Origin of the sequence: Corynebacterium sp. HMSC063A05 (assembly GCF_001809695.1) — a bacterium.
GTDB classification, from domain to species: Bacteria; Actinomycetota; Actinomycetes; order Mycobacteriales; family Mycobacteriaceae; genus Corynebacterium; species Corynebacterium amycolatum.
Genome location: NZ_KV798489.1, coordinates 1 through 11,890, shown reverse-complemented (window position 1 = coordinate 11,890; position 11,890 = coordinate 1). Strand labels below are relative to the sequence as shown.

General features: G+C 49.7%; 11 protein-coding genes. 4 read left to right on the top strand and 7 right to left on the bottom strand.

Annotation, left to right across the window (positions count from 1 at the left end; all coding sequences use genetic code 11):
• The first annotated feature begins 25 nt into the window (after positions 1-25).
• The 4 genes from HMPREF2651_RS00045 to HMPREF2651_RS00030 all read left to right on the top strand — a co-directional run bounded on the left by HMPREF2651_RS00045 (position 26) and on the right by HMPREF2651_RS00030 (position 3,301).
• Positions 26-361, top strand: a complete 336-nt coding sequence (locus HMPREF2651_RS00045) for a helix-turn-helix domain-containing protein (RefSeq protein WP_049180951.1) — start codon at positions 26-28, stop codon at positions 359-361.
• A gap of 485 nt (positions 362-846) precedes the next feature.
• Entirely contained in the window at positions 847-1,806 is a 960-nt protein-coding gene (locus tag HMPREF2651_RS00040) for a DUF3800 domain-containing protein (protein WP_049180950.1), read from the top strand.
• A 13-nt stretch (positions 1,807-1,819) separates the two neighbouring features.
• Positions 1,820-2,830 (top strand): tyrosine-type recombinase/integrase, encoded by a 1,011-nt coding sequence (locus HMPREF2651_RS00035; protein ID WP_049180949.1) that lies wholly within the window; start codon positions 1,820-1,822, stop codon positions 2,828-2,830.
• A gap of 273 nt (positions 2,831-3,103) precedes the next feature.
• Positions 3,104-3,301 (top strand): hypothetical protein, encoded by a 198-nt coding sequence (locus HMPREF2651_RS00030; RefSeq protein WP_049180948.1) that lies wholly within the window; start codon positions 3,104-3,106, stop codon positions 3,299-3,301.
• Between the two features lie 327 nt (positions 3,302-3,628).
• Here the strand turns inward: HMPREF2651_RS00030 and HMPREF2651_RS10860 are convergent, their stop codons facing one another.
• The 7 genes from HMPREF2651_RS10860 to HMPREF2651_RS10705 all read right to left on the bottom strand — a co-directional run bounded on the left by HMPREF2651_RS10860 (position 3,629) and on the right by HMPREF2651_RS10705 (position 11,358).
• On the bottom strand, positions 3,629-4,837 hold the full coding sequence (locus tag HMPREF2651_RS10860) for an MFS transporter (protein ID WP_141746470.1): 1,209 nt from the start codon (positions 4,835-4,837) through the stop codon (positions 3,629-3,631).
• Positions 4,834-5,826, bottom strand: a complete 993-nt coding sequence (locus HMPREF2651_RS00025) for an ATP-grasp domain-containing protein (RefSeq protein ID WP_161798946.1) — start codon at positions 5,824-5,826, stop codon at positions 4,834-4,836. Before HMPREF2651_RS00025 ends, HMPREF2651_RS10860 begins: the two co-directional genes overlap by 4 nt.
• 197 nt (positions 5,827-6,023) lie before the next feature.
• Positions 6,024-6,836, bottom strand: a complete 813-nt coding sequence (locus HMPREF2651_RS10710; protein ID WP_161798945.1) for a polysaccharide deacetylase family protein — start codon at positions 6,834-6,836, stop codon at positions 6,024-6,026.
• Between the two features lie 17 nt (positions 6,837-6,853).
• Entirely contained in the window at positions 6,854-7,501 is a 648-nt protein-coding gene (locus HMPREF2651_RS10855) for a GNAT family protein (RefSeq protein WP_141746469.1), read from the bottom strand.
• Positions 7,502-8,734 (bottom strand): ATP-grasp domain-containing protein, encoded by a 1,233-nt coding sequence (locus HMPREF2651_RS00020; protein ID WP_049180946.1) that lies wholly within the window; start codon positions 8,732-8,734, stop codon positions 7,502-7,504.
• Positions 8,734-9,915 (bottom strand): ATP-grasp domain-containing protein, encoded by a 1,182-nt coding sequence (locus tag HMPREF2651_RS00015; RefSeq protein WP_049180945.1) that lies wholly within the window; start codon positions 9,913-9,915, stop codon positions 8,734-8,736. Before HMPREF2651_RS00015 ends, HMPREF2651_RS00020 begins: the two co-directional genes overlap by 1 nt.
• A gap of 15 nt (positions 9,916-9,930) precedes the next feature.
• A complete protein-coding gene (locus HMPREF2651_RS10705) occupies positions 9,931-11,358 on the bottom strand; it encodes an FAD/NAD(P)-binding protein (protein ID WP_080972829.1) in 1,428 nt (475 codons plus the stop codon).
• Positions 11,359-11,890 lie beyond the last annotated feature (532 nt).

Genomic DNA, 11,890 nt, shown 5'->3' with positions numbered 1-11,890 from the left:
GCAGGCGAAGACACGGGGGAATAGCATGTTCTTGGACGATTTGATTACCCCAGAAGATCAGCTGGGCATCGACCTAGCCGATGCGGAAGTAGATCTCATCGAGCAACTCATCGCTATTCGCAAGCAGCGAGGCCTGTCACAAGCGCAGGTAGCCGAATCGATGGGCGTCGACAGGTCTGCTGTTACACGATTCGAGAAAGCAATCTTCGGAGCAAAGAGGCCGAACATCACCACAGTTCGCAGCTACGCGACAGCAGTTAATGCCTACATCGCTCCAATCGTGACGCAGGCAGAGAACTACTCACAGCTCCAGTCGGCTCTCCGACGCAACCTCAAACACCTGCAAGAAACAGATAAATAGCTTGGCGATAAGTTCACACCACACTTCGCTGAAGACAACGGCATCGAGATCGACGAGCTGTGAGATTCATGAAGCAATAAGGCATCTCGGCAGTAGATGTTTCATACTTGGGAAAACTATAACCTGCCGGTGGATAATATATCCCTATTTGAAACATCGGAGGTTTATCCATGCGTCAGTTCACGCGGCTGGAGAACTAACGAACCCGTCAGAACCGCAGTCGAACGCACAGCAGGGATACCTAACACTGACGAGATACTACCGGCCCCTTCCTTTGCACCGGACGAACCCCAAACAGGCCAGGATGCCGATGTCATTCAACTTTTTGATGCCGACTAAGCGGCCCCAGTTTAGCCCCCCTGCTTGCGGAACACCTAGAAACACTGTAATTTTTACAGTAGTGGCGGCACTGAAACACGTGTTACGCGCTAATTCCGGCGGCCAGCGCTCTAAGCGCTGGCCGTTGAGCACATCAAGGCGGAAAAATGCTCATTGCATACATCGACGAGTTCGGCCATCAAGGCCCCTTCATCGAACCTAACCACCCGAAGTACAACGAACATCCTATCTTCGGCTATGCCGGGTATATCCTCCCCTCTTCAAGTGTCCGATCAATGGGCGGATTCTTCGAGTTCACAAAAGAGAACCTTCTATCTTGGGAGATAGAAAAGGCTGACGTCCACCCACGCCGATGGGAGAAGAAAGGTGCCAGCCTTCTCACCACAAAAAACATCGAGCTTTACGGTCCTGAAATTGTTCCTGCTCTGGGACGCATCTATCATTACATGCAGAAGCTTGAAGGTCGCTTATTCTTCTACGGGCAGGAAAAACCGCTCGGCTCTGTAAAGGAAACTCACGAATCGTCACAAGATCGTGAACAGCACTGCCTATTCCAGACCATCCAACGCCTCGGTTCATACGCAACTAGCAGAAGTGAAGAGCTGCTTGTCATCATGGACGGCACTGACGCTCACAACAGAGAACGAGCAGTCGCAACGCTCGGCAAAGCGATCTACTCTCGGTCCATTCCTGACACGAACAGCGTGATTGAAGTTCCTATTCAAGCTGACAGCAAGATGTACGGAACCGTACAACTCGCAGACTGGACGTGCGCACTACTCTCTCGACTTACTCACTACCACTTCGCAAGCCCATCGGAATTTAGCTGGTCAGTCGACCTCGCCAACAACGTCTGGAAAAACCTGCGATCTACCAATAACTCAATTATCTGGACGAATTCCACAGATCACGATTACAAATGCTTTCCCAATAAACTCCGAAGCGCTGCCCCATTCTGGCAGAAACGAAATTCCCACGAAGCAAAGCAGCAACGCAAGAAAGAACGCAACCACCAAATGCAGCAGCGCGTCCTCGACGCTACTTCGCCCGAGTTTAGGCAAAAAATTAGAGAAATTCGGTCTGGTAACACCGCTGAGTCTTCATAAAAGGTGAAAACCCATGGCCACCGTTTCCCCGTACAACACCAAGAAAGGCCGACGCTGGGAAGTCCAATGGACCCGCCCCGATGGCCGACGTACCCGCAAACGCGGCTTCCCCACCAAAATCGCCGCCCAAGCCTGGCTCGAAGGCCAAAACACCGCACGCCGCAAAGGCTCCTGGGTAGACCCCACTAAAGAAAACACCCGTATCGATACCCTCGGCGAACGCTGGCTCGCCATGCAAACCCACCTGAAACCCTCCGGGCTACGCTCCATCAAAAGCGTCTGGAAAAACCACGTCAAACCAACCTGGGGAGCCCGCACTGTCGGCAGCGTTCGACGCTCCGAAATCCAAGAATGGATCTCCACATTCCCCCTCGGTGGCACATCAGCCCGGCGCGCTCATAATGCGTTGTCGCAGGTGTTTGATTTGGCGGTTGATGATGGGTGTGTGGCGGTGAATCCGGCGAAGGGGGTACGGTTGCCGAGGAAGCCTAGGCCGGTGAAGGTGTATTTGACGATGGAGCAGGTGCGGACGTTGGCGGAGGAGTCGAGTCAGCCGGCGATTGTGTGGTTTTTGGCGACGACGGGTGTTCGGTGGTCGGAGTTGGCTGGGTTGCAGGTTGGGGATGTGAATTTGAGTGGTCGGCGTGCGTATTTGCAGCGTGCTGCGGTGACTGTTGGTGGGCGGGTTGAGATTGGTTCTTTGAAGACGCATGAGAGTCGGAGTGTTGCCATTCCGCGTTTTGTGTGTAATTTGCTGGAGCCGATTGTGTCCGGGCGTGGTCCGGAGGAGTTTGTGTGGCCTGGCGCGGATGGTGGTGCGTTGAGGTTGCCGGGGCATGGTTCGTTTTTTCATGGTGCGTTGGAGCGTGTGCGGGCGGAGGATTCGAGTTTTCCGGTGGTGACGGTGCATGGGATGCGGCATGTGGCGGCGGGTTTGTTGGTGTCGTCGGGGGGCGTCGGTGAAGGTTGTGCAGCGTCAGTTGGGGCATGCGTCGGCGGCGATGACGTTGGATACTTACGCTGATTTGTTCGATGGGGATTTGGATGCGGTGGCGGATGCGATGGAGGTTGCGCACTTGAATTTAGGTGAGCCAAAAGTGAGCCAAAAACGGGGTACGGCTTAGCGTTCAGGCTGGTCAGGGTGTTTTTGGGTGCTTATTTTTGTGAGTTCGAATGTCACGGCCACCAACATTGCCGCGTAATTGATGGAAGATGAGGCGAACCCACAGCTAGCCGGAACCCTCTACGGCGGTGCGGTGCGGGCTCTGGCAGAGATGACTACGCCGACGTAGCCGTCGTGCGCAGGGTCGATGCTCGCCAGTTCCTTGATGAGGTGTGTCGCGATGCCGGCCCGGAGCGGGATTTGGGTGCGGTGATTGCGCCTCGTGGCCCGCAGCCGGATGGTGCTCGGGAGATGATGCCGCCGGTGACGTCAGTGACGGACATGCGGTTGCACGCATTTGCCGTGGAGTTGGCCGAGGCTGTGGAGCCATAGTATGCCACTGTGATGAAACTAGAGGAAAGGGATTGGTGTCCGTGGGGAGTCTGTGGGGTTGCCTCGTGAGCTGTTGCGGGCGATGTTTTCCGTAGCCGCGTGGGTGTGACCACTGCTGAGGCTGTCGCCGACAGGGTAGCCGAGGGAGAATCTGCTGCTATTCCATTCGATGCTACTGCTATACAGGAATCGAACCGGGGTATGGAGTTGGATTTTTAGGTGGCAGAAAAGTCAGTGACGGATAAAACCGTTCATCGTCGAACTATGATGACCTATTTAACCAAGCTGCAGCCCTGTACCAAAAGTAACGCTTGTTTACCTTACTCATTATGAGCAGTTCTTCCACGCAACATTGTCGAACCTACTAAGGGAAAAATTGAGAAAAATACATATCGCTAGGAAAACAGCCAGCCCTAAGTAGGCCGCCAAAAGATTAAGACCAATAGCCATACCAAGTAGTGGAAGTGCCGATGCTGTAGTCAAGCCTATAACTGCCTGACGAAGTGCCCCAACCTTACCAGCAGCTTCACCTCCGACAGAATCTTGCAGGAAGCTTACTTGCTGGCTTGCCGAGAGCGCCATCCCCGCCCCTAAAACAACAGATCCTAAACAAGCACAAACAGGACCGACTGCACCCCACCTTATTCCGATAGCTACCATCAAAAGCCCGGCGATTTGAATTATATATCCTACTGAAATTACCCTCCTATGAGAACGTCTTTTTATACTAAATACCCTGCCCGACATAGATGAAATAAGAATTGCACCAAAGGCAAAAAACGCGTCTAATATGCCTAACCAAATAGCACTATTAAAGATATCCCCCACGAGGGGCGCTAAGGATACCGTAAACATAGAAATAGTCACGAAATCAACGCCCACAAGAAGCAAAGAAAGAACCTTAGGCCAGCCGGCAAAATAGCGCAATACGTCAAGCCAATTATTTTTCACAGTAGAAGATGAATTAGGCACCCATTTTACTTGAGATTTCGCAAAATACATCGCCACAGAAGAAATGAAAAAAGCACTGGCCGCTACGCCAAAAGCTAACTTGCTCCCTGCGACCGACAAGACGAGCCCTCCGACGGCTCCACCAACAATCTGCCCAGTTTGGACGGATACCGTCCACCTTAGATTGTAATCAACCAGACTATCTGGAGAAACACTTCGTGGTCCTGCAGCAAAGATACCCGCGCGATAAAAAGGTCTAAGGATATTGATGGCCAGACCCAATGCGATGCCTGCCGAGCTTAGCGTCCCAGGAATTGATAAATACACGCACAAAGATACAGCAGCCAGCAGCGCGGCCCACATACAAAGCAACGCCGCATTTATTCTATCCGATAGACTCCCGGCAAGCATTCCCAGGAGTATCGGACCCACATATTCAATAGTTACAACGGCCGTGAAAGCACCGACAGATCCCGTCGTTTCAAATAGGGATTGCCCTAAAGCGATTGTGTAGCAACCAGAGGCAAAATTGAAAAACCCTGATCCCAGTAAGAGAGAAGCACCCGGTATACGATGTAACTTCATTCTTTCGCCTTAACCACATGAGGAACGATGCCGTCAACCGCTCCCAGAGCCCGGTCTTGAGCTGATTGTGCGTCATCCGCAGTAGCAATCGCCCATGCTAAACGCGTATAACTACTTTTTTGCTCAGGTTGTATCCAGTCCCCTATAGACGGGATTGTTCCCACATCAACGACTCCGTCACAATGTTTAGCCCGCTCTAACCCCGACCACCCTGTGAGAATTCCCGAGCAGCTAGGAAGCGAGTATTGACAGCAAGCGACTTTTTCTAGGCTACTGTGGGGGAATTCATGCAGTCGTTTAAGCACGTCGTCCACATAGAGCTCCGTCAAATTTATACCGGTCGAAAGAGCCACTAGATCCAAAATGCCGTCGCCCCCACCTCTCAAGTGAGTTTCGACAATATGCGCGCTTCCGTGAGTATCGACAATCACTTCTGTGTGCAGAAGCCCACTTTTAATGCCAAGGCATTCGAGAGCCATGATTACTGTAGAGCGAACGGTATGAGCCGACATCTCATCGATGGGTGCGGGGTGGATATGCCCCGTTTCAATCGCTCCAGACGTTATTTTGGACGTTATTCCGTGCCACTCTCCTACAGATAGAAGCACCGATTCAACGCTATACTCCGTCCCTATCTTACGCTCTTCAACCAGAAAACCTTCATATTCCAGTGGATGCTTTTTAATAATATGTAGAACGCTATCTACATCCGGTAACAGTTGGACTCCCAAACTAGCGCGCCCGCTGGAAGGCTTCAGAACTACTGGCCCCTTAGGGGCAGCAGTGGCCCAAATGATGTCTCCATCAGCAACGACCCCATACCTCACTGAATTTAATCCATCCTGGGCAAGAACGTTACGCATCAAGGCTTTGTCAACTGTAGCCATCGCAGTATTTATAGAAGCAAAAGCAAGTCCAAGACTCTCGGCTAATCGGGCACCGAGGACGACCGATTCATCATGCAAGCACAACATGGCATCGAACGACATACCCGCAATTTCCTTAAGCGCATACCGAAATTGACTCAACGGCCGATTTGCGAGATGGCTAACGTCTATAACCTCGGCGTACTGGTCAGGGGCAAGCATAGTATGATGCCTGTGCGTTCGGACATGCACGAGTTGAGCTCCTCGTGAGAGTGCCACGCTGTGCGCAGAAGAAATCCCTCCTACCGCTAAAACTACAGTCATTGGACCTCCCACCAAGAAATTTCTTGTCGGGGATCGACGAGAGGAAACCCCAAGGTATCAGAGTCTTTGATTAGTTGGACAGCAGTTCCAGTCCAAATCTCAGGATTACGTGCCATGTAATCGAGAACCATTTCCAAAGCCGTAAAAGCCGACGCTCTCCCTATTAGCCATGGATGGACGGTAAGAATTCCTGTTCCTCCATTACGAGTAATCGCAAAAAGATCTGAGCACCATTTTTCCCCCAAATACTTTCCACTTACAGGGCGGGAAAAGGAGCGGGAAGTGCATAGAAGGTAAGGAGCATCATCCAGAGACCAGCTCACCGGTAGCTCTAGCAAAGGATGCTCCCTCCCACATAGTTGATACGGCGACTCTCTCCTCGACATTGAGCTGTCGTACAAAAGATTACTCGAATTTAAAACTTCGAGAAGTTCCATTGTCATTTGCCACTCGGGAGATCGATAGCCATAAATCTTGCTAACTCCTGCTGCCTTTAATGCGAAAATAGTTTTTTGAAGATCACGCCTAATGTCGTCTTTACGTTGTAGACGCGGTGGCGTATGACGCCAGCCATGTGCAGCTATCTCATGGCCATCTGAATATATTTCCCCAACAATGTTGGGAAACTTTTCCGCCACTATACCAGGAATAAAGAACGTGGCTGAGATACCATAATTGCGGAATGCTGCAAGTATACGCGGAATACCGACTTCTAAGCCAAACATTCTCTGCTCTATTTCATCAATATGTGCGCGCGCTTCACTATACGTTAGCTCGTCCAGCATTGGAGTTACGGCATCCACATCCACCGTAATAAGTATGCGACTCATGAACCGACCACCATAAACTCTTCCGATGCCGAACGGACTATATGGCGCCCTTTCCTTCCATTTCTTAGCTCATCATTAATTACAGATAATTCCCTTACAGGAACTAACTCCATATCCTCGATTACGTCATCTCCGGTTGACTGATTGTCCAGTTCTAAAGAGAGGATTAGACGAGAGCGGCCATCCTCATAGGAAGCTACTCGAGTGCATTGAAAACCCTCGGCGAAAAGGTTTTGCAGAGAATTAAAGTTGCGTGGTGATACTTGAGCTAGTAACCGTGAAAATCCGCCCCTCTTTGCTTCTTCAATCCGAATCCGTATTGATTCTCTCTGCAATCCGCGGCCTCGATATTCGGGATGAACCATGCCTGCAGCAAATACTGAATCCCCAGAGTTGGGATTGCACACTTCAAATTCACTTATTTCTCCACTTTCATAGAGATCAGTAGTAAGAGCACAATATGCCACTAAAATGTTGTTTTCGAATTTACCGAAGGAGACACCAAATTCCCCAAGATGCCCTCTGACAAAAGCCCCTTCATCGTCTTCACGCACATATTGGTCAGGGTTGCTCAGGCAAGAGAGGACACATTCTCGCAAGCTCATGACCGCCGACATCTCATCTAAATCCAATTTTCTCCACACTTATACTCCCCTTTCTGACTCGACAGACCATTCAGTGGCGTTTTCTATCTCGTTAACTATTTCCTCAATAGTCATTTTCGCCTCCTCCACACTTCCCGCCTTAAAGACAGCTCTTGCAAATTCACTATTCGTATGCGACATTCGGCTAAACGTTTTCCCTGGGGCAGCAATTTCGCTCTTCACTATGGAAGAGTTGTTCAACTTTTCGGGCGCGCAGAGTAATGTTCCCTCGCGTGGAGAGATATGCACCTGCCCTGCAAGACTGCGCTGAGGATTGCTTTTCATGTGGTTGGATTCTCCACACTGGATTCGTATAGATTCAGCAGTGATATTCACACCATGTGAGACTTCTATCTCCTCGGATATTGATCCTCCGCCAAGCCTTGCTCCCACCTCACTAAACACTGCCCCTTGATCTGTCCAGAAGGCTTCGAGGTGAAAAGCGCCAGTATAGGATGGCAATGCCTCTTCCAAAACTTTCTGCGCTAAGGAGGAAATCGCGAGACTTTTAGGGTCTTCCTCAGGCAGAATGACAGACCCTAAGTATCCTCCTGCAAGGTAGTCAAGATGACTTCCGACATAAAGGGCTACAGTCGAAAAACATACCTTTCCACCTCTGCAGATACCGTCGACACGATACTGGTCGCCGCTTATATAAGCCTCGACAAGGATCCTAGAGGTATCTCCCCGATCGCTGAAAGGGCCTTTTTGCAGGTACTTATCCAAGTCTGAGGAGTCTGCAAGGATTTCTACTCCCGATGACCCGCGACCATGAGGCGGTTTAACGACACACGGATATCCCATCTCATATATTGCTTCCACAAGCTCCAGCGCTGTTGTTGCAACCCGATGCGGTGCGACAGGAATCCCTACTTGACCAACTCGGCTCTTCATCAAGGGTTTATCACGGAACGCCATAGCTTCCTGAGGTTGCTGTCCGAGAAGACCATGTCTAGCACGAAGCTCTGCTGCCCTAAGGACGTCAGCTTCAGCTAGTACAACTACCTGCTCTAAACAGAACTGATCGATTGCGATAGAAGCAAGTAGAGGAATATTATCATTAGATGTGTAATTATTAAAAACTTCTAAAGTCGCAATTTTCTCAAAATCCACGTCAATCTTATCTGAGGTGAAAATTACTGACCCCTTCGGGAGGATGCTAGACAGTATTGCGCCGCCTAAACGATCCAGCACTTTTCCGGGAGACATAAGCAAAACAGGTGCAGCACACATTAACTTTCCTTTTGGAGAAACTTCACCGCTTTAAAGGCATTGGAGGCAGCGTTTTTCCCTGCTGTCAGCACATAACCTGTAAAATCGGAAGAATCACGTATATTTTCCATACCTCTAGGCTCTTGCTGAGACGGATACTTGATGCGAATTAAGCCCGGTATTTCCGGTTTCCGTTGATGAAACGCCCATGCCATGAAAACGATTGCAGCTTCCGAATACTGAGAAGTCGGCGTTGGGATTGGAAAGTCAAGGATTGCAAAAATGGTTTCCGTGGCCATATGCCTTCCCGTAGTGAGCTCTGTAAGTTCCCAAATCTGGCCACCTCCGAACCTAGTATGCGTTTCAACGAGCCACACATCTTCACCATCCACCATTACCTCTGTGTGACTGGGACCTATGGTATGCCCTATAGCGTCAAGAATTTCAGAAACCCGAAATGAGATAAGGTTTTTCTGTTTCTCATCTAACCCGGCAGGCTGCCAATGTCCCAACTCAACATAATAAGGAGGGCTAGAGGTAACTTTTTCCGTAATCTGGATAATTTCATGAGTTCCAGCTACTGTCATCGCCTCGACACTGAACTCCTGACCTGGCAAGATCGCTTCCGCGAGAACCAGAAAGTCCGGGTTGTCGAGAAGCGCCCAACTATGCAGGCCAGAAATTTCAGAAAGGTACGCCCGAATTTCGCCTTCATTTTCAACACGGCGAACACCAGCACTCCCCGCCCCTGTTATCGGTTTGAGCACTATGCGTTTTTCCCCAAGATCCTCTTGGAAAGCTAATACTTCTTCTGGGCTACCACACACACGCCATGGACGCTGCGGAATGTCTGCGGAGTCCAGCGCCTGCCTTGTTAGTACCTTATTCCGCGCTGTAGATACTGCGTCCAAGGGGTTAGAACGAATTCCAAGTATGTCTGCTACGCGTGCCGCAGTTAGAATAACAGGCTCAAGAAAACAAACCAATGCCGTAATAGGGTGGTTTAGTTCAAGACCTCTTAGAATGTCAAGAAGGGTTTCCTCATTTATTTCCTCGACTTCTATATATGAATCAACATATTCCTTCTGCCTATCAGTGGCCCTGTCTGGAGTTTGAATAAGGGTGATTCTCGTGTTGGGAGGGTAAATATTGGGCAAACTCGAATCATTTCCGCTGATAATAACTAGATGTTTTTCCTGCATCACTAAATTCCTTGGTTACTTTATTTTCCGAAAATCTTCGGACAGTCTTAACGCCACATTTTTTGCTTGACAATGAATTACATCCAGCGCCGAGGTAATCAAAAGGCCTCCAGCCGCTGCTTGCCCCATGAGAAACAGGTTGTCTTGGGCCCTCCCTTCGGTATTAATAGCGCGCCCTGTAAAGTAGTCTGACCGCCCTCTTCCTGATTCATCCATTCCGATATGGCCCCTTTCTGCTAGTTTTCTAAGTAGCTGAGGGGCATCAGCGTACCCGGATGAAAATCCGGTTGCATTGACCAACCCCTTCACTCCGGCAGCTCCCAGAACAGACTCCAATTGAGAGGAATCTGCCCACACACCTGAGTGAAGGGTAAGTTGACCAGTATCAATCATTTTCTTTATCTGTCTCCAACGAGAAAGTGGGACTCGTACGCGATAACGAGACCATCCCGGACCGAGTAATTCTCTCATCTTGAGACATTCATCGTCAGATAGATATGCGAAAGCAGTATTCAAGGCATGATTGGTTCTACTAATCGTTCGATGACATGAAAGATCGGCAGGGTCACTATATGGGTTTTCCCAATTCTGAGCAATTTTATCTTCATCGTCGAAGGAAGAACGAGTTACTTCGAATCTGGCAAGCTCAGCATCAAGTAGCTCCATTACAGAGCAAGCGGAAAGAGTCCCATCACAATGGAGGTTATTAATACTCTCCTCTGTAAGATATTTTGGCTCTGAAATATCAGTATCCGATTCTACTTGAACCCAGGGTAACCGACCACTCGGAGAAAAAAAGTGCACTTTGGCATCTCTTCTCCCGTAAACGCTCGCAATATCGATCGCACTCAACCCCGAGCCGAGAACCCCCACTACGGGAATAGTATCAAGACTTAACAACGTCCTCTTCAGCGGGTACGGGGAGGGTATATAAGGAACTTCACCACTCTGAACAGAGCAATTTCTACCCCACGCTCCAATAGATAGAACCACTTTATCTACTTCAATTTGACGCTTACCTTCGGTGATTACTTTGGCTTTCCCTGTTGAGAAGGTGACCTCTTCTGCTTTTTGGGGTACCAGAGCAATTCGCACACCATGCTTTTTCAAGATTCGAAGGGCACGGGAAAGAGATTCAATCAGAAACCCGCCGTATACTTCACGGAGGAGAGGTCGATTATTTAGGTCGGAAATTTCAAAAGGAGTCCGAGAAAGGTATCCATCGAGAGAGAGAAAAGAAGGAGACAGAGAACTAAGTCGGTACCGCCCTGTATTAATAACCGCCTCTTCTAGATCTCGATTAAAAGCAGATCCTGCACCTAGGCATTCCGGACTTTCAAACAGAAAAATCTCATTTCCTGCCCAGTCTGAAGAGCTCAATTCTGCCAAGCGGCTGAGGAGGAATACTCCTCCAGCGCCAACGCCTAAGATAGCCAATCGCATAAGCGATACCGTTTCTCCTATAGGTTAATCCTCGGTGCGACCGAGTGTAACAAAGAGACGCGCAACACAAGGCTGTTTCGAAGTGATATGCGTCACATCATTTTTCTGCCTTCGCCTTGGGTAACCCAGCTGGACCCAATCATCTAAATCGGGTTGGTGTCTAGGCGCTAGTGCTTATTCAGGGCATGAACAAGGAGGAAAGAACGTCTCGTACCCAGCAAAGCCTCGGTGCAAACATCATCTACACCATGGTCAACAAAATACGGAGTACACACAGGAAATGCCGGCAGACAATTAATGAATCCTAGACCGAGCTGAAGTCCAGCCCGCCATCACCAGCCGGTGAGCCAAACTGAGTTGTCTCGGATTTTCCCCCTAAGCATGTGGCTTAATCTCGATCATTTCTTCAGCTGGGTTGAGATCCCAAACCCCTGGTCCAAACTTCGCCCATGTACAGTAGCCCTGACTCTGGCGGAGCCTCGTCTCATTCCGCTAGCCCCCGTTACCTTGTGAGTGTCCCTGATAATGGGGA

Bases quoted from the DNA above. Each gene is read 5' to 3' on its own strand.
- HMPREF2651_RS10705 (WP_080972829.1), bottom strand. From the start codon at position 11,358: ATGCGATTGGCTATCTTAGGCGTTGGCGCTGGAGGAGTATTCCTCCTC.
- HMPREF2651_RS00020 (WP_049180946.1), bottom strand. From the start codon at position 8,734: ATGTGTGCTGCACCTGTTTTGCTTATGTCTCCCGGAAAAGTGCTGGAT.
- HMPREF2651_RS00040 (WP_049180950.1), top strand. From the start codon at position 847: ATGCTCATTGCATACATCGACGAGTTCGGCCATCAAGGCCCCTTCATC.
- HMPREF2651_RS10860 (WP_141746470.1), bottom strand. From the start codon at position 4,837: ATGAAGTTACATCGTATACCGGGTGCTTCTCTCTTACTGGGATCAGGG.
- HMPREF2651_RS00045 (WP_049180951.1), top strand. From the start codon at position 26: ATGTTCTTGGACGATTTGATTACCCCAGAAGATCAGCTGGGCATCGAC.
- HMPREF2651_RS00025 (WP_161798946.1), bottom strand. From the start codon at position 5,826: ATGTCGTTCGATGCCATGTTGTGCTTGCATGATGAATCGGTCGTCCTC.
- HMPREF2651_RS00015 (WP_049180945.1), bottom strand. From the start codon at position 9,915: ATGCAGGAAAAACATCTAGTTATTATCAGCGGAAATGATTCGAGTTTG.
- HMPREF2651_RS00035 (WP_049180949.1), top strand. From the start codon at position 1,820: ATGGCCACCGTTTCCCCGTACAACACCAAGAAAGGCCGACGCTGGGAA.